Here is a 19666-nt window from a genome sequence, read left to right as displayed (position 1 = left end):
ACAAAAGCGACCCAGCGCCGCTCAGATACCGCGGACTGTCTCGATGAGGCCGACGGATTCCAGGGTCATCCAGCAGACGAACACCACGTACAGGCCGAGCAGCGTGTACGCTTCGCGGTCGGTGAGTTCGAGGTCCGTCCGCGTGAAGACGATGAACACGAGCGTCGCAAAGCCCAGAAATCCCATCGTCGGAATGGCCACGAGGAAGTCGATTGTCGCCCGCCCGGCCAGCAGGACGCCGACTGGAATCGCCACTAAGAGATTGAACGTGTTGCTCCCCAGAACGTTCGTCAGGCTCGTGACACTGTCGTCGTTTTTCGCCGCCCGGACGCTGACGAAGGCGTCGGGAAGGCTCGTGCCGGCGGCGATGACAGTCAATCCCCAGAGGAACGGCGGCGTGTCGAAGATAACACCCAGCGAGAGCGCTCCCTGGACCATCCCCTCGACGCCGACGGTGATGACGACGAGGCCGACCCCGAGCATGCCCCACTCCCGGCCCGGACGGACGCTGTGGGTCTCGTCTGCGACGTGGTCGCTCGCGTCCTGCTGGTGCAGGAAGACGTAGATGCCGTAGGTCACCAGCGGGACGACGGCGAGTGCGGGGGTCAGGACGGCCGCCTGGTTCGTCCCGCCCGGGACGTAGGTCGCCCCGAGCGCGAACACGATAAAGAGGATGAGGACGCTGATAACGTAGAACTGGGCGTCCTTGTGGACGATGTCGCGCGTCGACCGAAGTTCCTCGCTCGACAGCGCCGCGAGGGCTGGAATCACGAGCAGATTGAAGATTGCGCTTCCGACGATGGCCCCGACGCCCAGCGAGAACTCGTCGTGGATGACAGTGCTGATGACGACCGAACTGATCTCCGGAAAGCTCGATCCGACGGCGACGACGATAGCACCGTGGACCGCTACCGGCAGCCCGTAGTACTTGCTCAGTCGTTCGGCGGCCTGCTCGAAGTACCCGCTGCCTTTCCAGATGACCACGGTTGCGATGACGATGAGGGCGACCGAGCCGAGCAAGCCAACCATTGGGAACGTATTAGCCACAGGGGTTCAAGATGTATGCCACTCGCGGTCAGCGTTTGAGGCGAGCGACGACTCCATCGCCGGCCCCCTCGCACTCGACCAGCCCGTCGTCTTCGAGGTCCGACAGCAGCCCGCGGAGCCACTCGCGGCCGTACTCCCCGTCGGGAGCGTAGTCGACGCGCACGCGGGGGCCGAGGTCGTCCAGCCGCAGTTCGTCGTACTCCTTCAGCGCCGAGATGACCCGGCCCCGCATCTGTCGGCGGCTCCCCTCGAACTCGGGCTGTGTGGGCACGTCCGGCGCGGTGAAATCGCCCGTCTCGTACGCCCCGCACCACTCGCGCCAGGGGCACTCCGCGCCGTCGCAGTCGGGCGTCTTCTCGCAGGCGACCCCGCCCAGTTCCATGATGGCGTTGTTCCAGACCCGTGACTGTCCCTCCGGCATGAGCGCGCTCGCGGTCGCCTCGAATGCCGAGTCGTCGTCCGGCACGTCGAAGGCGCGGTACAGGACGCGCTTGACGTTCGTATCCACGACTGCGTTCCCGTTGTTGAACGCGAAGGAGGCGACGGCGTTGGCGGTGTAGGGGCCGACCCCCATCAGGTCGCTGAGGCCGTCCGGGTCCCGGGGCCACTCGCCGTCGTAGTCCTCGACGATTTGCCCCGCGGCCTCGTGGAGGTACTTCGCCCGGTTGTTGTACCCCAGCGAGTGACTGGTCCAGAAACCCACCACGGCAGAACGGTCGGCCGCTGCCAGCGCCGCCGCAGTCGGCCAGCGGTCAAGAAAGTCTTCCCATGCGTCGACGACCCTGTCCAGCTGGGTTTGCTGACTCATCACCTCAGAAACGAGAATCTCGTAGGGGTCTGTCGTCTCCCGCCACGGGTACGAGCGGTGATCCGCCTCGTACCACTCCACGAGCGCGTCCCGGACAGCCGACGGGTCCGTGGGCACGTCTCCCGGGCGGTCCGTCGCTGTCGACTGGTCGGTCATACCCCCGCTTGGCTCTGTCCTGATTTGTGCGTGGCGGTCGGTACCGCTCGTCTGACCGTGCGTCTGGAGAGAATCCCCTCGACAGAGAATGGAATCCTGCAATAGCCGGTGATATCAGTCGTCGGCTTCGGGTCGGCCCCACTCGAACTCGGTTCCGTACCAGTCCGGCTCGTCCTCGCTGAACACGTCCGCGAACACGAACATCGCGCCGTCGGGGTAGGTCGTATCGATGTACAGCCGCCAGCCGTGGGCCTCCGCGATTGTCTTGACGATAGAAAGGCCAAGCCCGGTCCCGTCCTCGCTCGTCGTGTGGCCGTACTCGAAGATGTTGTCGACCGCGTCAGTCGGGATTCCCGGCCCGTCGTCGGCCACATAGAATCCGTGTTCCGTCAGTCCGACCGTGACAGTCACGTCCGGGCCGACGTGGTCGATAGCGTTGCGAAACAGATTCTCGAAGGCGCGTAAGAGTCGCGTCCGGTCGGCGTCGATGGTTCGACTCCCCGTGACTTCGATGCCAGCGCTTTTGTTGTCGATGTTGTCCCACGCATCGGTGACGACGGCCTCCAGCGGAACCGGAGCGGTCTCCTCGACGCTTGCTCCCTTTCTCGTCAGCGTCAGCACGTCGTCGATTATCGACTCGATACGGTCGTGTGCGTCTTCGAGTTTCTCGATGTGGGACTGGAGGTCGGCTGCATCCGTCTCCGGATCCGACAGCCGCGTCGCAAGCAGTTCGACATGTCCGCGAGCGACCGTCAGCGGATTGCGGAGGTCGTGGCTCAGCGTCGACGCGAACTCGTCCAGCCGCTCGTTCTGCCGTTCGAGTTCGCGGCTCGACCGTTCGGCTTCCTCACGAGCCGCCTGCGCCTGTCGGATCTGGCTCCGGAGCGTATCCCGCATGTTCTCGAACGCGTCGTACAGCCGGCCGATCTCGTCCTGCCGAGTGGTCGAGATATCGACGCCGAGGTCACCCTCTTTCATCGCCTGCGTTCGGTCGCGGAGCTGTACCACTGGTCGAACCGTGTGCCGTCCGAAGAGATACCCCGCGACGCCCAGCGTGACGACTGCCGTCCCGATGACAGCGAGAAATCCCTGGCGGACAAGTCGGCTGGTCCCGTACAGCGACTCGCGCTCGGCGCTCGTCGCGACCACCCACGACGTGCCGTTGACGGGCGTGTACGCTGTGACACGGTCTTCAGTTTCGATAGTCGTCGTTCGGCCCGCTGTTGCGGCCCGGAGACCGTCCTGACTGAGCGGCGCGGAACCGTCCTGACCGTCGATAAGCGGGTCTCCGTCCCCGGTGAGCAGTCGCGTTTCAAACCCGCTGCGACCGTCGTTGAACTGTCCCACCGGGACCCGCGCAACCAGAATTAGTGCCCCGTCGCCATCGGAGACGGGAGTCACAAACGCTATCGAGTGGCCGCTACCGTCCGCGTATGCCGTCGATTGCACTACTGTCTCAGTACCGGTCGTATCGTTCAACGTCGCCAGTACTGGGGACTTCCACGCGGGGTTGACCGCCCACGGAGCCCGGCCGTCTGTGCTCTGGTCAGTGCTAGCAACAACGACCTCCGAGTCGTCGACGGTGGAGACGTAGTGAAGCGACCGAACCCGTGACGACTCTGCCGTGGCTGCTGTGGTGAGGTACTGTCTGATATCTGCGGGCGTTCCAGTGTCGTACACCCCTGCAGCCGCGATAGCGATGGCATTCGTCTCGGTGGTTGTCCGCCACTGCTCGATGCTGTCGGCGCGATGCGTGGCCGACGTTTCGAGGTCCGTCGCTGCGTCGCTGACAACCCGTTTCTGTATCTGCAGGTAGCTGCCGAAGCCGACGGCTGCGAGTACGACGACGATTACTGCCAGCGCGACAGCGAATTTTGCCGCGTAGTTTCGCGCGTACACGCCCGGAAGTGCTGCGCGAAGCCGCTCTCGCAGCCCGTCGTGCTGGCCGGACCCTGCTGTCTCGTCCCCACCACCTGTCATTATCTGATCTGAACCCTTCAGTGGTCGACCGCTACCAATCGTTATGTTCAACCCATGATATAATTTATCATATGATATACTGGCGTAGACACGTGTTTTGACGGAGCGGCCTCAGACGAGTCGTAAGGGGTTTCCTCGCGCTCGACGTCTCCTTTCGTATGAGCCTCGAAGATCTGCAGGATGATATCGAAGCGGCGTACGGCGACTTCGACGACGAGTTCGAGCTGTCCATCGACCGTGAGACACGCAACGAACTCGCGATGCTGTCAGTCGCACTCGACCCAGACGATCCGGACGAACTCGTCAGGCGCGCGGTTCATATGCTGTTTCAGTCGACCGTCGACCGTGGGACACTTGATTTCCACCTCCGGTCGAGTTACGACTGCACGTACGACGAGTACCTCTCAGGGATGACCTTCGACCAGATGACCGGGAACGACTTCCCCCAGCAACAGGACAAGGACGACCGGCGCTACCAGTTTTAAATCAAGAGCCCCAGCGCCAGCACTGTTGCGACACCGAGGACGACCGAACTCCAGAATGCGACACGGGTGGCGAAGGCGCGGTTCGGTCCCGGGGCGGTCAGCGCTGCTTTGATCATGATACTGGCGGCCGTCGCGATCAGGATGGCGACCATCGCCGTCGGTCCGTCGATAGCGCCGCCGCGGTACAACAACACGGCTGAGGTCGTCGCCCCGGCACTGGAAACCAGTCCGCTGAGGGCCGACGTGACGTAGAGACCTGCTGTTCCGAACTGCGTCTCTGCGAACCCGCCAGCGACTACGACCAGCAGAAATACCCCGCCAAAAGCGAGCGCATTCCGTAGAGAGAACGGGCTTTCAAGCCCCATTTCGACCGTCTCGGACCAATCTGCGGTGTATGCGGCGACAACGACACTGCCGACAATGACGGCCCCAAGCGGAACAACTGCCTCGAGTAAAACGCCGCGCTCGACGGTGAAGAACACGGTAATAAGGAGATTCCGGAGCGCCATCGCTGCGTCGGCCAGCAGAATCGCGGCAACGGCATACGAGGTTGCGTCCGGCCGCTGTCGAACGTGGTCGAGCATCGTGCCGACCACCGCCGTCGACGACGCGAGACCGCCGAAAAAGCCGGTGACGGCGATGCCGCGGCCGCCGTACGTCTGGACGATGGCGTAGTTGACGATGCCGATGCCGGCGACGAACACCACCATCAGCCAGATGACACGCAGTTCCACGGTCACGTCGACCAGTCCGCCAGGCAGTTCGACCGGTTCGGACGGAAGCAACGGGTAAATGACGAAGGCGATGATGGCGAACTCCGTCGCTGAGCGTAGTTCCTCGCGAGTGAGCCCCCACGCAAGGGAGTGGAGTTCCCGCTTGAGCACCAGTAGCAACGACGAGAAGACGGCGACCGAAACGCCTTCGAGAATGAACCCCTGTGCGACCAGTGCCCCAATGCCGTATGCGACGAGCATCGAGACAGATGTGGTCAGCGATAGCCCCTCTTCTTCCGCACTGCCGAGGAGCCCCTGCACTGCGAGCAAGATCCCCTGCACGATGACCAGGACGCCACCGACGACGAGCAGCGCCTGGCTCTCGACCAGCGTGAACACCGCAGCGAGCAGGCTAATCAGCGCGAACGTCCGAACGCCGGCCGACTTCTGTGACCACTCCCGTTCGAGCCCCAGAAACATCCCAAGCGCCCCCGCGAGCAGGATTCGAAACACTGTCGTCTGAATTGGGACCGGAGAGAGCTGCAAAAGAATCGACATAGAGCACATACGTATGACATAAGTTAACAGTTGTTGGTTCCGGGCATGTGTTTCTCGTTCGGCAGTCAGCGGTCGACCACCGGTACAAGCCAGCGATGTGTCTCGTCGCTACCCGGGAACGACAGCCTTACCAGCGGCGGTGTGACCTCGTTACAGGTCGACGTACTGGTCTTCCCACTCACGGCGGGCGTCGATTTCGCGACGCCCGCGGCGCGTGAGGGTATAGAAGTTGGTCCGGCGGTCGCGCTGGCCCTTCTCGACGAGTCCCTTGTCGACAAGCGTGTCGAGGTTCGGATACAGGCGACCGTGATGGATCTCCTTCTCGTAGTACGCTTCGAGTTCCTCCTTGATAGCTAACCCGTGGGGCTCTTCCCTGCCAGCGATCACGTAGAGCAGGTCACGCTGGAATCCTGTCAAGTCGTGCATCGATTCTCCTATGTAATGATTTAGTATCTATACTGTTAAATATATCGGCCCAGAGAATTTGATATAGTTTCGGCACCTCTAGGTGTCGAATTTTCTGTATGTAGGCCCTCAGTCATCGTTTTGTCCATACGGTAAATACAGTCAGTATATCATCATTCTCCGGAAACTGATGGCAGCCGTATTATTTGTCACTGTAGGTTACAGTTGGCAGAAACACGCCTGATTGTAGTGGAAGGAGTAGTCAACCCACCGTCACCGTGTCACATCCCAGAACGATGACCGACCTCTGACAATACGATCACATCAGCGCAGGGGAAGCACTTCGCGGCACTATTACCGGTGAGCTTGGGGTGACAGTCACGCATGGTGGTCAAGGGCGGCGTCACCGAGGTCAGCATCGAGGTTGAACTGGCGCGGCACACGCGGCGGACACACAACTGTCTATCGAGCGCGTCGTATCGCCGAGCAGTTACGTTTCAGAGACACAGAAGTCACTTGTATTAGACTGTTAGCAGCGAAGTAAGTGGAAAGCGGTCGCGAAAAACGCGACCGCTTGCCGCCCTGAATTGGTCCCCGCTGACGCTTCGGCCCTCCAAGCGAAGCGTCACTTGGTCGAATGGGGCAGAATAACTTAAAAGTACCGGCCCCGTCCAGCAGATGTTAGTTATCGAAGTAAATGTGAATGTAAGTTGTAACTAATCTAGATATGTTCCTCCTCAAGCACCCATCCGAGTGCCCGCTTGTAGTGAGTGAACATCATCCGGACCCGCTCGTGGTTCATCTCCTCGTCGTCTAGCTGTTCAACAAGGAACTCGTACTGCTCGCGGATCTCGTCTTCCGAGCGCATACGTGGGCGTAGACAGCCCGCACGGAACAATCTTGAGGGCTGCCCTCTCACTATGTCGTATGAAAGTCCGCGGGGAACGCGAGTGTCAAGACTGTGGCACGCGGTGGCGGTACTACGAGACCGGAAGCATCGCCTGTCCGGACTGTGGTAGCATCCACAGCGTCGGGATCGACGAGCACACCGAGCACACGGATACACCAACCACGCTCGACCTGACGCCGGTACGGAGCCGAATCGACGCGGACCCGACACGGGAGATCGCTGACGCGGCAGCGGAGCTGTGCCGAGAGTACACGCGCAAGCGGGGGTTCATTGACGCAGGCGAGCTTCGACAGTTTGACCGGACGTTCGTCGCCGCAGTCGAACTCCAGCACATCGGCGCACACCTCACGCGGGAGTTGCGCAGCGGCGACCCGGCCGAGCGGTACTTCTACGAACTGCTCGGCGGGGCTGACGACGGCAATCGTCCGGCCGTCGAAGACGTCCCGTCGGCGCTTCGCGTGCCGTACGGTTTAGCGATGGCGGCCGCTGTCGACAGCTATCAGCGGGACGTACGGACGTATCTGGACGCTCACCCGGACCCCACAGCACGACAGCTCTCCGGGCGGATTCGCGACCACCGAAAGCGGGTCGAGGCGCTGGACGGCGACGTCGACTCCGCGGACGCCAACCGTCTCGTTCACGCGGCCCGGGACCTGGGGTCGTACATCACCGGTGACGAGAGCGCCTTCGTCAGGGCCGAGAACTGGCTCGCTGGAATCGAGGACGACACCGTCTAACCCCTGAGTCGCCGGAGCAGCGGCTCGTCTAGGCAGTCCGACGGCACCGACCTCTTCCACGCCGCGGTCTCGATGCCCTCGTCGTCGAGCCCCGGGTCCGACGCGAGCGCCGTCGACGCGGGCGTGCCGCGGTAGGTCCCGAAGAAGAACGTCGCCTCGCGCCCGCCGTCGGTCACTGTGACCTCGGTGACGGCGGCCAGTCCGTCGACGGCGATGTCCACCCCGGTCTCCTCGCGCACCTCGCGGCGCACGGCCGCTCGGCGGGTCTCGCTGGCCTCGACGCCGCCGCCCGGGAGCTTCCACGTGTCGTCCTCGTAGACGAACAGCACGCGGTCGTCGGGGTCGGTGACGAGCGCACCCACTGCCCAGTGGCGGCCGCGCTCGGCGCGGGCCCGGACCGCATCGACGCCCGCCGCGTCGGTCTCGCGGGTCACACGCCGGGTGAGCACGTCACGGTTCCGGAAGGCCGCGAGCGCCGGCATTCAGGGGAGGTCGACGTCGATGTCGTGTTGCAGGCCCGTCGCTTTGACCGTGTTGTACAGCAACATCGCGCGGGTCATCGGGCCGACGCCGCCGGGGACCGGCGTGATTGCGCCAGCGACCTCCTTCGCGCTCTCGTACTCGACATCGCCGACGAGTTCGTACCCCTTCTCTGTGTCGGCGTCAACGCGGTTGATGCCCACGTCGATGACCGTCGCGCCCTCCTGAATCATCTCGACGTCTATCATCTCCGGGACGCCGGCCGCGGCGACGAGGATGTCCGCGTTTCGCGTCCGCTCGGCGAGGTCGTCGGTCCGGGAGTGACACACCGTCGTCGTCGCGTTGCCACCCGGGGCTTTCTGGATGAACAGGTTCGCCATCGGCTTGCCGACGATGTCCGACCGGCCGACGACGACGGCGTCCTTGCCCTCGGTGTCGACGCCGGCGCTCTCGATGAGCTTCTGGACGCCGTGGGGCGTGCAGGGCTTGTAGCGGGCGTCGCCGGCGACAAGTCGGCCAACGTTCTCCGGGTGGAAGCCGTCGACGTCTTTCATCGGGTTGATAGCCCGGAGGACCTCCCTATCCTCGACGTGGTCGGGGACGGGCATCTGGACCAGAATGCCGTTGACATCGTCGTCGGCGTTGAGGTCCTCGATTGTGTCGTACAGTTCGGCGGCGTCCGAGTCGGGGTCGATGTCAATGTCGATGGCCTCGATACCGACCTCTTCGCAGTCGTCCTGTTTCATCGAGACGTACGTCTCACTGGCCGGGTCCTCGGACATCAGCACCGTCGCTAGCGACGGACGGTGGCCGGCGTCGGCGAGGCGGTCGATGGACGCGACCAGGTCGTCCCGAATCGACTGTGCGACGGCGTTGCCGTCGATAATCTCTGTCATTAGGTACAACGGCGGCACGGGGCGGTATGAACGTCCCGGATTTCGGCCAGCCGCCACAGCGACCCTGCTCAGGGACAGTCCGACTCGGCGACCGACTTCCGCTCGGCCCCCTGCCGGATGGCCCGTGTCGCGCCGTCCGGGACAGCCACCGTCATCGCCTGCCCGCCGTACCCGTGGGTCTGGTCGTGGCCCCGGACCACCACGCATGCGACATCGCCGGGAACCGCAATCGTCTCCGAACGGGTGAACGGAGCCGTCGAGTGAGCGTGCAGGAGGTCCCGGCGGCCGAGTCGGTCCCCGGCCAGCGTCTCGACCTGCCACCAGTCCGCGTAGCCGTCCTCGCCGTCGTCGTCGTGATACAGCGTCACGTCGAACCGATAGTCCTGCCCCCCGCTGTTCGTCACGGCCACGTCGGTCACGTTCGCTTCACGCAGGTCTAGGTCAGAATGCTCGGTTCCCTCCGTCGGGGTCAGAGCGGTCGTCGTCGGTTCCGTGGGCGGCGTCGTCCCGGTTTCGGACGGCTGCGAGTCTGGGCCAGAGCCGCTGTCACAGCCGGCGAGCGCGGTAACTGCCGCCACGCCCGCAGTCAGGACCGCGCGACGCGTCCTGTCGGTCTCGGTCACGCTGAACGCAACGGTGAGTGTGGTGAAAAAACAGCGGGCACGCCGGAGTGCTCGGACGAGCGCGTCGTCGGTAATCAGGGTATACGTTCATGCTGTCAGCCATCCATTGTGTCTCATGGTTGTCAGACGCCTCTTGGGCCTGCTCGTCAGCGAAACGAACAGAGGATCGAGCCGAAAAATCGGACGAATCCGGCACAATGCCGTCGAAATCGTCACCCGTCCGTTTCGGATGCTCTACTCTATCGTGTTCATGACGGTCCTGTTTGGCGTTCTCTACACGATATTCTACGACAGCGGAGCGGTCGCCGCCGTCAACGCCGTGGAGGGGGACGCGGTCGGGATGGCACTGGCGTTCCTGCCGCCGCTACCCATCCTCGCGCTTATCGCCGTCGCGATGGCGGTTCTGGTCCCGCTCACGATGCTGTTCAGGGACGTCAGTGACGAAAGCCGGTACCGCCGGTAAAACGACGGTCGGGACCGCTCAGTCGTACAGCGTGTACTCGTCGGTCATCTCGTCCACACGGTCGCTGACTTCCGCGACGACATCGTCGTCGTGGGGGGCGTCGACGACCTTGTAGATGAGGTCCGCGACTTCGCGGCAGGCGTCCTCGTCGAAGCCGCGGGTGGTGAGCCCGGGCGTGCCGGCGCGGATGCCCGAGGGGTTGAACGCCGAGCGGGTCTCGCCCGGAACGGTGTTGGCGTTGAGGACAATGCCGGCTTCCTCCAGCGCTTCCTCGACTTCCTTGCCAGTGGTGTCGGGATGGGACGGTCGGAGGTCAATGAGTACGAGATGGTTGTCCGTGCCGCCCGAGACCAGCGAGAGGCCGTGCTCTTTGAGTCGGTCGCCGAGCGCGATGGCGTTGTCGACGGTCTGCTGGGCGTACTGCTCGAACTCGGGGGCCAGCGCCTCGCCGAAGCCGACAGCCTTGCCGGCGACGTTGTGCATCAGCGGGCCGCCCTGAGAGCCGGGGAAGACGGCGGCGTCGATGTCGTCGGCGTACTCCTCGTCGCACATGATGATGCCACCGCGGCCGGCGCGGATGGTCTTGTGCGTCGATCCCGTGACGAAGTCTGCGACGCCGACCGGCGACTCGTGGACGCCGGCAGCGACGAGACCGGTGATGTGGGCGATGTCCGCAAGGTGGTAGGCGTCGACCGCATCGGCGGCCTCCTGAATCCGCTCGAAGTCGACCTCCCGGGGATACGCGGAGTAGCCCGAAACGATGATGTCCGGCTCGAACTCCTCTGCGTGGTCGCGGAGACCCTCGTAGTCGATGTAGCCGGTTTCCTCGTCGACCTTGTACTGCTCGACCTCGTACACCTGACCGGCGAAGTTCGCCGGGTGGCCGTGCGAGAGGTGGCCGCCGTGAGTCAGGTCGAGCGAGAGAATCTTGTCGCCGGGTTCGAGGACGCCGAGATAGACGCCCATGTTGGCCTGCGAACCGGAGTGTGGCTGGACGTTGACGTGGTCCGCACCCCACAGTTCCTTCGCGCGGTCGATAGCGAGTTCCTCGACGTCGTCGGCGTACTCACAGCCGCCGTAGTAGCGCTCGCCGGGATAGCCCTCGGCGTACTTGTTCGTCAACTCGGAGCTCTGTGCCTCCATCACAGCCTCGCTGACGTGGTTCTCGCTGGCGATCATCGCCAGCGTGTCGTTTTGCCGGCCCCGTTCGCCCTCCAGAGCGTCCGCGACTGCCGGGTCCGCTTCCCGGACGGTTTCGTAGCTCATGTATCCGAGTCAGGACCGATACGACAATAATCTACCCTTTGGTCCCCGCGTGTGTGACAGTCTTATTCCGCGTCCGGTGCTGAATATGGTTGGCGATGAGGCCGTGCTGACAACCGTACGTATATATCAGATGACGTTCCACATATTCACATATGGTCACCTGGGGGGTGGCAGGCGAGCGGGTGGGCCGGGACGGCGGTGAAACGCTGGACTGGGATGGGGAAACGGTCGACCCGACCGCACTGGTGCACCAATTACACGATCGAGAAGTCACAGACGGCGAACAGTTGCCACACACTGTCGACGACTGTTACAGTGGGTCCGTCACCGAGTTGGCGCTGCCGGCGGTGGATGCCACGGTAACCCGAGTCGGCACTGACACGGATGCTGAGACGGTTGATTCACCGACGACGCTTGAGACAGGAGAGTACCTGTTGACGATGCAGGCCCGTGCTTCGGATAGTGGCCAGGAGTCGCCGCTTGGCATCGTTGACGACATTCGGATCCACGTCCGCTTCGACGGTCCGGCGTCGCTCCACTCGGCCGGTGTTACCACTGTGCTTGCCTTCCGGGAACCGACCAGTATAACCGTCGGGTTCGTCTGGGAAACGAACGCAGAGCGGCCGCACCTGCAGGTCCCTGCGACGCCCGCAGGCCTTGCAACGGCGGTCACCCATCTGGGCGGGGCCCATCACACGATGCAGCCGTCCCGCTCGCACCCAGAACTCCGCGGACACCCGCCAATAGTCACGACCGGTGAAACGACCCGTATTCCCGAAACGGTTCGACAGAACCGTCCCGAAACCGGAATCACACTCTATGTTCCGGAGTGCGAGGCGGAGCTGCTCGTCAGCGCACCGCTAGCCTACTATCTCGGGGCGGACGTGGTGGTTGAGTCACGGGATACCGCGCTGTTGACGGCCGAAGGCACGTCTGTGAACCTCTCCTTTGACGCCTGGCCGTCGTTACAGGCCGGCGTCGCGGCGCTACTCCGCAAGGTGTTCTACCTCGACTGTCAGGTCAGACGCGTCGACCCGGCAGAGAGCGGCCCCCGTATCACGTCGGCGCTCTCACTCGACGCGGAGACGCTTCGGTCGCTGTCGCCAGCTGGGCGGCTCGAGCGATACATCGAGGTCTCCGACGAGGCCGTGCGCTCGATCCTGCCTGAATGGCCCCTTTCGACGTACGTCTCGCCGAAACCGGAACGGGTCCGCTGTCTCCCGTTCCTGCTCGACCGGCTCAGCCTCATCTACCTGCCGGACAGTTCCCGGCTCGACCGGGGAGAGCTTCTCGACAGGACGCTGGCGGATTCGTATCTGAGTCGTGGGTCAGCCGAGCGTCCGCCGGTTATCGAGCCGAATCTGCGCGAAGGGCAGTTGCACTCGTGGCTCGCGCCAGGAAACCCGATAGACGCGTGCAAAACGCCAGCGGAGGCGTACCTCAACCGCTACCGGATTCAGAACCGGGATGCCGACAGTCAACGGGTCGCGGTCGTCCTCAACGATGAGGAGATGGCCGACGAGCACACGGAAGTCACAGAAATATACCGGGCAGCGGACCTACCAATGGACGTCCAGGTCAGCAAGCTGCTGTCGGTCAACGAGCTGGCCGACGTGTTCCGACAACCGGCCGATTTCGTCCACTTCATCGGCCACTGCGACGAGGAGGGACTGCGCTGTCCCGACGGTAACCTGGCACTGGCATCGCTATCAGAGGCCCGAACACAGACGTTCTTCCTGAACGCCTGTGGCTCCTACGATGAAGGGCTTGACCTTGTCAAACAGGGCGCGGTCGCCGGCGCGGTGACACTTACCGACGTGTTGGACAAGCACGCCGCCCTAGTCGGGACGGCCTTCGCACGGTTGCTCAGCAACGGATTCAGCATCCAGCGTGCGCTGGAACTCGCCCGTCGGCGGATAATGATGTGCAAGGACTACGCGGTCGTCGGCGACGGGACCTACTCAATCGTTCCCAATCCTGCACACCCAGCGGTCGTCTGGCTCTCCGAAGGGGAGACAGGCTTCGACGTAGAGTGTACGGTCGTGTCCCCGGAACGGCCCGGTGAGAGCTACCGGCTACCGTTCGACGACAGCGCCGCCCTGAACGGCGAGCAGACGAGCCATTCGCTCAGCGTTTCCGAGTTGGCCGACACGCTGAGCCAGACGTCACTGCCTGTCATCTATGACGGGGAGTTTCACTGGTCCGACGACCTGGCCGCGCGCCTCCGGACGGATTTCTGACGGAACCCCACACTGCCGGGCTCCGAAAGCGAAACCGAGGCGGCTGCAACCGGTTCAGCGTCCGGTCATCAAGTAGTCACAGTAGGTCGCTACTTTGTATTCACTTTGCGTATTAGATACTGTGCTGAAATCGCGGGTTTGCAGAACGGAAAGCAGAGAGACAGCCATTTGTTCTACCGGTTTCATGCGAAATCGACGCTCAGAATCGGTGGTTCAGTCCGTGAGGCGAGCGGCTTCTGCTTAGGACAGTTGACCAATATTTTATCGCCTCTTACCGGTGTGTGTTGTCTGATTGTTAGCGAAATCAACACAGTATGGCCGGTAAAATTAAATATACTAATGCACTAGATACTGCCAAGGGACAATGACCGAAAATCTCCTGCAAGACGACGTCGGTTCTATGTTGACCACGGTGTTTGGGGCAACTGACGAGCCGGTGTACGTCGTGAACCCGTCGCGGCGGAGCATCTCGGAGCTTGTATCGACACTTGACGCGGACTCGGACGCCCCCGAAGTTCGGCTGCTAGCAGACGAGCGGGCACTGAAGGATGTCATGGACGACTTCCTCGTTGCGAGCACCGCGGCCGACCTCATCGACGAGGAGCGGCTCACGATGCGACTGCTCGACGACGTGCCGAACCACTCGGTTGCGGTGACTGTCGATACGGTGTATGCGCTCGTGACGATCAGCGACACGGTCGGCGGTCTCGGGACCGACGACGCGGCGTTCGTGGACAACGCCTACGACTACTACGACTCGACTTGGGAAGACGCCGACGAGTACTCGCTCCGGACGCCGCCGCTCAACCGCGTCCAGAGCACGCTGGAATCCGACATCGGCCCGGAAACCGCGTCGGACTTCAACGACGTTCTCAGCTCTCTGTCGACGGCCCGCGGCGACGGCGACGGCCTCGACGAGGTCACCATCAGCCTGCTCGTGGCCGCACGGAACGGTGAACTGCTGTACGACATCAGCAAATGGGGCGAGGATGTCGGGCTGGCGAGCAAGGCGACGTTCTCGCGGACGAAGACGAAACTCGAAGACATGAACCTCATCGACACTGAGAAGGTCCCAATCGACGTGGGCCGACCGCGGCTCCGCCTGATGCTCGGTGACGACCGGCTCAAAGACGCCGACCCGGACGAACTGGCGTCCGTGGCCCAGTCCATCCTCGCCGCGTAGGTTTTTCTCCCTTCACCACGAGGGCTTCGGCATGCGAACTGTCGAAGTTGTCGGGCGTGGACCGGCCGTCGATGCACTCACTGCGTTTCTCGCTGATATCGACGTTTCAGTAGCACAGCCGCCGACACCGGCGGACAGCGGTGGCGATCTCGCCGTCGTAGTCGATACCGTCGGGTCAGAGACGTTTGCGGCGTGGAACGGCCGAGCGAACGGCGATGGCATTCCGTGGGTCGCCGTCGAACTGGGCGGCATCGGCGGCGTCCCGGTGACTGACGCCGCGGTCAGCGGGTTCGGACCCGAGACGGGCTGTTTCGACTGTCTCCGGGCTCGGGTCGAGGCTTCAGTCGATGACACCGAGGAGATCACAGAAGCCCCGGCTGCGGCCACGCAACGATTCGCGGGAGCGTTGGCCGGCCGACTGGTCTCCCGGTTTCTCGACGGGGACGCTGCCCTCTTTGGGACGGTCACGGAACTCCCACATACGCAGCGGCGGTTCCTGCCGGTCCCGGGCTGTGACTGTGGCGAGACGCCGAGCCGCACCCTTGACGACGGTCGCCGGACAGCCCCGGACAGCGAGGCGCTCTCACGGGCGGAACTGGGCCTCGACGAGCGGGTCGGTATCGCCACGGAAGTCGGCGAGGTCGAGTCGTTCCCGGCTCCGTACTACCTGTCGACGCTCGCCGACACCACCGGATTCAGCGACGTGTCGGCCGCCGCCAAGGCCGCCGGTGTCGCTATCGACTGGGATACAGCCTTCATGAAAGCGCTCGGCGAGAACTACGAGCGGTACGCAGCCGGCGTCTACAGAGACGGGACGCTGCAACGCGGGACCGTCACCGATGTTCCGGATGCCGTCACACCCGATGCGTTCGTGAGGGACGAATCCGAGTGGGACGACTCGACGGCACTCCGCTGGGTCCCGGCGAAAAATCTACTGACCGATGACCGTCGGTCGCTGCCCGCCGAAACCGTCCACTATCCGCCGCCATCGGACGCTGTCAGGCCGGCAACGACGACCGGGCTCGGACTCGGAAACACCGTCACCGAGGCGTTACTGACCGGGCTGTACGAGGTCATCGAGCGTGACGCCGCGATGCTGTCGTGGTACTCGACCTTCGAGCCACTCCGGGTGGTTGTCGAGGACCACGAGCAGTACGACACGCTCCAACGGCGCGCGACATCTGAGGGGCTCGACGTGACGGCGCTGTTGCTGACACAGGACGTGGACGTGCCAGTCATCACTGTCGCGCTGGAACAGGACGAATGGCCGCGCTTCGCGCTCGGGACCGACGCAGATCTGGACCCGGGCGCGGCCGCCATCGGCGCGCTGGAGGAGGCGCTCCAGAACTGGATGGAACTCGACAGCATGGGGCCAGAGGCGGCCATGGACGCACAGGGCGCAATCGGACGCTACGCCGAATCACCCGGCGAGGCCGCCGACCTGACGGCCACCGAGACGGCGGTCCCGCTGGACTCGCTCGGCCCCGATGCAGACCTCTCCGGTGAGGCGGAGCTAGAGACACTGTGTGACCGGTCGGCGGATGCGGGGCTCACGCCACACGGGGCACGGCTGACAACGCGCGATCTCGAACAGCTCGGGTTCGAGGCGGTTCGGGTCGTCTGTCCGTCGGCCCAACCGCTGTTCTTCGGTGATTCGTTCTTCGGCCAGCGGGCCGAAGCTGTGCCGGCCGAGTTGGGCTTCGAGCCGCGGCTCGACAGGGAACAGCATCCGTTTCCGTAGCGCCGACGCAACGAGAGGCGGAGTCGAATAGCCGAAGTCCGTAATCAGATGCCAAACGTCGCCCGCAGCATATCCCGCGTCCCCGGCCCCAGACCGACCGCGGTGACGGCGATGAGCAACAGGAGCGCGTACCGCGGGCTATCGTCGATGAACTCCTGATTGAACAGCGAGACGACCAGTGAAGCGACGGCGAGCTTGACGATCAGGAACGGCCACGACGTGCCGATGGCGGCCGAGAGGCCGGCCGGCTGGAGCGCCTCGGTGGCTTCGATGATGAACTCGTTGGCCGGGTGTTTCGGATAGTACGTCAGTGGGACGTTGAGGGCGTCGAGCCAGTCGGCCAGCAAGACGTTCGCGACGCCGTCGATTGCGTGGCCCCAGATGACGAGCAGACCGATATAGCCAGTTCCGTCGTTCAGCGCCGGGCGGTAGGACTCGAACAGGCGGTACAGACCGTACGACAGCGCTGAGGCCAGCACGACAGTCGTGATAAGGACTGACGGATACAGCGTCGCATACTCACGAGTGAGGGCGACAACCGTGAGATACAGAAGGGTCACGGCGACGAACGCTCCGCCGATAGCGCCGGTCGTCCGGTAGTAGCTATCGATGACGCCACGCTGTTCGAGGTCCACGCAGGCGACGAGGACGAGCAACGTCAGCAGGAACACCGTCCCGTAGATGACGGGACTGATGATGAGCGAACTCAGCGGGTACTCGACGATGGGTGTGACCCCGGCGTCGACCGCGCGATCGGTCGCGTCCTCGACGGTCCGCAACGCGCCGCCAAGCAGCATGAACGGGACGAACGCGAAGTAGAGCTTCGGGTCTTCGGCGATGTCCAGTCGCTCGAGGAGAAAGTAGACGCCGACGAGCATGTACACCAGAATCAGCATGTAGCCGACCTCGGAGACGATAGTGTACCCCGGCTCAGCGATGAGCCGCCCATCCTGAATAGCCGCCCTACAGCCATCGTACAGCGGTTGTGGGCCGGATGCAGTCATTTCGGCACAGCTGGCCGACTTGGCGTCGGCGTACACTGGGCCCCAGAAGTACTGCCAGAGGAACCGATCCCAGACGGCCTGTGGAGCGGCCATAACGGCCCCAACCGCAACGAGGAGGACTGCAACGAAAGAGCCCACCCAGAGCTGGCCGGGCCCGTACTCATCGACGGCTCGCTCGAACGTTTCCATGGCCGAGTGACCGGTGGCAGGCGGTTTCAGCGTTCCGGTCCAGTGTGCGTGGAGCGAAAGTCCGCGAGCCAGACGCGGCGGGGTTTGGATGTGAAAGTGAGTTTACTCTCCCCTGAGCGCCTCGTTGCCGGCCGCTACGAATGCCTCGTGAGCCTCGCCGTTGGAAGCGACGACAGAGTCGCTGTCGTGAGTCCAAGGCTCGCCATCGAGGTCAGTGACTGTGCCGCCAGCCTGTCGAACCATATGGACGCCGGCGAGCGTATCCCAGGGTGCCATCGGGCGCGTGCAAACGAGTCCCTCAAGTGCCCCGTCGGCAACGTGGGCCAGCGTTGCCTGGAACGACCCCAGGCGCCGGATGTCACCGAATCGGTCGCCGACAGCACTACACAGCCGACCGAACTCGTCCCGGTCATCGCGGTCCCACCAGCCGACGGGGGCCACCGCAAACGTCTCCGGGTCGGTTCGTCCACTTACCGAGAGTTCAGTCCCGTCTCGCGTCACATTTTCAGGGCCGGCCGCATAGAGGTCACCATACGAGGGGAGATAGATCACCGATGCGACCGGGTCGCCATCGACGACCGCACTGACAGCGGTCCCCCACAGGCGCATTCCGCGGACGTAGTTTGCCGTCCCGTCGATCGGATCGATTACCCACACAGAGCCGTTACGTGGGATGTTGTCGACTGCTTCGGGTTCGTAGTCGGCCTCCGGCCCGGCTCGCGGCGAGAGGGCTTCCTCACAGAGGAATCGGTCGCCGGGAAACGCTTCCAGAACAGTGGCGACGACCTGTCGCTGGGCGTCGCGGTCCGTCTCCGTCACGAGATCGTTTTTGTTGGCCTTCGACTCAACGTTGAGGTCGCCCCGGAACTGCTCCCGGGCTACGACACCGCCAGACCGGGCCGCTCGCTCGGCGACCGCCGCCCGGTGGCTTTCATCTGTCATACCTGACGGTGGACCGCCCTCATTCAAACCGTCTCGCCTTCCAGCAAAACAGGGCCGACCACCGGCGATGGATTACTCCTCCTCGACAGCCTCGTCAACAGCGTCGAGAATTGCCTCAGCGATGTCCCGCGCTTCGTTGGGTGTGTACAGGACCTGGTTCCCTAGTGACTGTTCAATACGGACGTAGCCGTCATCGTCCTCAATGGAGAAAAACGCCGTATTCTCCAGCGGTGGCACGTGCAGGCTGGCCCCCTCGGACTGGTCTGTGGCCATGTTACTTCTTAACACATAGGGTGGCTTAAATCTACGGCCCAGAACAACAACACCCCCTCCAGTTACAGAAATTAATAATCAGACCCAAATGACTTAGACTCATGCCGAGAATTCATAGCTATGGCATCGCTACGCGGGGCGCTCCGGTTCAGTAAGGACATCTCAGTTATCATGCTTTTAGGAGCTGTTTACGTCCTTGGATTAAGCGTCGCAACGCTGCTCAGCGCATTGGAGAACCGGCTGCCACGAGTACACGCTGTTGGCGGCGAAATCCGGAGTCGACTTCGCCGCCCAGTGTGAGACACCCCGGTAACCGAGTCGCCCCGGGGCAGTCAGCTGGCACACGGCATCAGGGCGTTTCCGAAGCGTATCAATCAGATTCGACGAGTTCCAGCGACCGTAGGCGATAGTCGAGGCCCTCACACCTGTCTTTGAGCATCAATTCCGGCGTACTGCGACTCTTCCCATCGTGGTATCCTGTTAGTAGCTAGCTCATATTGTCTGATATATCTGCAACTAAAGCACGCCGCTGATACAGGATACTAATCTGATAAATGCATGATTCGC

The 19666-nt window shown here is 63.2% G+C and carries 19 protein-coding genes; 6 read left to right on the top strand and 13 right to left on the bottom strand.

Annotation, left to right across the window (positions count from 1 at the left end; genetic code table 11):
• Window positions 1-21: 21 nt before the first annotated feature.
• The 3 genes from DVK01_RS15565 to DVK01_RS15555 form a co-directional block, all read right to left on the bottom strand.
• Entirely contained in the window at window positions 22-1029 is a 1008-nt protein-coding gene (locus DVK01_RS15565) for a sodium:calcium antiporter (RefSeq protein ID WP_101350137.1), read from the bottom strand.
• A gap of 46 nt (window positions 1030-1075) precedes the next feature.
• Window positions 1076-2011, bottom strand: coding sequence for an A/G-specific adenine glycosylase (locus tag DVK01_RS15560; RefSeq protein WP_101350138.1), 936 nt, complete (start codon window positions 2009-2011; stop codon window positions 1076-1078).
• A gap of 114 nt (window positions 2012-2125) precedes the next feature.
• Entirely contained in the window at window positions 2126-3991 is a 1866-nt protein-coding gene (locus tag DVK01_RS15555; protein ID WP_121537485.1) for a sensor histidine kinase, read from the bottom strand.
• 158 nt (window positions 3992-4149) lie between these two features.
• Here DVK01_RS15555 and DVK01_RS15550 point away from each other — a divergent pair, with 158 nt between their 5' ends.
• On the top strand, window positions 4150-4476 hold the full coding sequence (locus DVK01_RS15550; RefSeq protein ID WP_101350140.1) for a hypothetical protein: 327 nt from the start codon (window positions 4150-4152) through the stop codon (window positions 4474-4476).
• On the opposite strand, the gene DVK01_RS15545 is transcribed toward DVK01_RS15550, so the two are convergent.
• The 3 genes from DVK01_RS15545 to DVK01_RS22310 all read right to left on the bottom strand — a co-directional run bounded on the left by DVK01_RS15545 (window position 4473) and on the right by DVK01_RS22310 (window position 7020).
• Window positions 4473-5756: an MgtC/SapB family protein gene (locus DVK01_RS15545; protein ID WP_121537483.1), complete on the bottom strand. Its 1284-nt coding sequence runs from the start codon at window positions 5754-5756 to the stop codon at window positions 4473-4475. The two genes, DVK01_RS15550 and DVK01_RS15545, sit on opposite strands and share 4 nt — an antisense overlap.
• Before the next feature lie 141 nt (window positions 5757-5897).
• Entirely contained in the window at window positions 5898-6173 is a 276-nt protein-coding gene (locus DVK01_RS15540) for a PadR family transcriptional regulator (protein ID WP_004518082.1), read from the bottom strand.
• Window positions 6174-6873: 700 nt separating this feature from the next.
• Window positions 6874-7020: a hypothetical protein gene (locus tag DVK01_RS22310; RefSeq protein WP_004518083.1), complete on the bottom strand. Its 147-nt coding sequence runs from the start codon at window positions 7018-7020 to the stop codon at window positions 6874-6876.
• 59 nt (window positions 7021-7079) lie between these two features.
• Between DVK01_RS22310 and DVK01_RS15535 the strand changes: the two genes are divergently transcribed.
• Window positions 7080-7799: a TFIIB-type zinc ribbon-containing protein gene (locus DVK01_RS15535; protein ID WP_121537481.1), complete on the top strand. Its 720-nt coding sequence runs from the start codon at window positions 7080-7082 to the stop codon at window positions 7797-7799.
• Here the strand turns inward: DVK01_RS15535 and DVK01_RS15530 are convergent.
• From DVK01_RS15530 to DVK01_RS15520, 3 genes are all read right to left on the bottom strand, one after another.
• The gene (locus DVK01_RS15530; protein WP_121537479.1) at window positions 7796-8281 is read right to left on the bottom strand and encodes an NUDIX domain-containing protein; all 486 of its coding nucleotides are present in this window, start codon (window positions 8279-8281) and stop codon (window positions 7796-7798) included. The genes DVK01_RS15535 and DVK01_RS15530 overlap by 4 nt on opposite strands.
• Window positions 8282-9175: a bifunctional methylenetetrahydrofolate dehydrogenase/methenyltetrahydrofolate cyclohydrolase gene (locus DVK01_RS15525; RefSeq protein ID WP_121537477.1), complete on the bottom strand. Its 894-nt coding sequence runs from the start codon at window positions 9173-9175 to the stop codon at window positions 8282-8284.
• Window positions 9176-9243: 68 nt separating this feature from the next.
• Window positions 9244-9798, bottom strand: a complete 555-nt coding sequence (locus DVK01_RS15520) for a hypothetical protein (protein WP_101350145.1) — start codon at window positions 9796-9798, stop codon at window positions 9244-9246.
• A gap of 115 nt (window positions 9799-9913) precedes the next feature.
• Between DVK01_RS15520 and DVK01_RS15515 the strand changes: the two genes are divergently transcribed.
• Complete coding sequence (locus tag DVK01_RS15515) at window positions 9914-10261, top strand: hypothetical protein (protein WP_121512250.1); 348 nt, start codon at window positions 9914-9916, stop codon at window positions 10259-10261.
• An 18-nt stretch (window positions 10262-10279) separates the two neighbouring features.
• On the opposite strand, the gene glyA is transcribed toward DVK01_RS15515, so the two are convergent.
• Window positions 10280-11527, bottom strand: a complete 1248-nt coding sequence (glyA, locus tag DVK01_RS15510) for a serine hydroxymethyltransferase (protein WP_101350147.1) — start codon at window positions 11525-11527, stop codon at window positions 10280-10282.
• A gap of 152 nt (window positions 11528-11679) precedes the next feature.
• On the opposite strand from glyA, the gene DVK01_RS15505 reads away from it, so the two are divergent.
• From DVK01_RS15505 to DVK01_RS15495, 3 genes are all read left to right on the top strand, one after another.
• The gene (locus tag DVK01_RS15505) at window positions 11680-13767 is read left to right on the top strand and encodes a hypothetical protein (protein WP_101350148.1); all 2088 of its coding nucleotides are present in this window, start codon (window positions 11680-11682) and stop codon (window positions 13765-13767) included.
• A 364-nt stretch (window positions 13768-14131) separates the two neighbouring features.
• Window positions 14132-14950, top strand: coding sequence for a transcriptional regulator TbsP (gene tbsP / locus DVK01_RS15500; RefSeq protein ID WP_101350149.1), 819 nt, complete (start codon window positions 14132-14134; stop codon window positions 14948-14950).
• Between the two features lie 31 nt (window positions 14951-14981).
• On the top strand, window positions 14982-16691 hold the full coding sequence (locus DVK01_RS15495; protein ID WP_101350150.1) for a YcaO-like family protein: 1710 nt from the start codon (window positions 14982-14984) through the stop codon (window positions 16689-16691).
• A gap of 44 nt (window positions 16692-16735) precedes the next feature.
• On the opposite strand, the gene DVK01_RS15490 is transcribed toward DVK01_RS15495, so the two are convergent.
• The 3 genes from DVK01_RS15490 to DVK01_RS15480 form a co-directional block, all read right to left on the bottom strand.
• Window positions 16736-17884, bottom strand: coding sequence for a DUF63 family protein (locus DVK01_RS15490; RefSeq protein ID WP_101350151.1), 1149 nt, complete (start codon window positions 17882-17884; stop codon window positions 16736-16738).
• Window positions 17885-17986: 102 nt separating this feature from the next.
• Window positions 17987-18826 (bottom strand): inositol monophosphatase, encoded by an 840-nt coding sequence (locus DVK01_RS15485; RefSeq protein ID WP_121537476.1) that lies wholly within the window; start codon window positions 18824-18826, stop codon window positions 17987-17989.
• A 72-nt stretch (window positions 18827-18898) separates the two neighbouring features.
• Window positions 18899-19099, bottom strand: coding sequence for a hypothetical protein (locus DVK01_RS15480; RefSeq protein WP_004518094.1), 201 nt, complete (start codon window positions 19097-19099; stop codon window positions 18899-18901).
• Between the last annotated feature and the right edge of the window lie 567 nt (window positions 19100-19666).

The sequence above is a fragment of the Haloarcula sp. Atlit-120R genome (assembly GCF_003665885.1).
GTDB classification, from domain to species: domain Archaea; phylum Halobacteriota; class Halobacteria; order Halobacteriales; family Haloarculaceae; genus Haloarcula; species Haloarcula taiwanensis.
The sequence above is the reverse complement of the archived record's forward strand: the minus strand, read 5'-3'. Positions and strand labels throughout refer to the sequence as shown.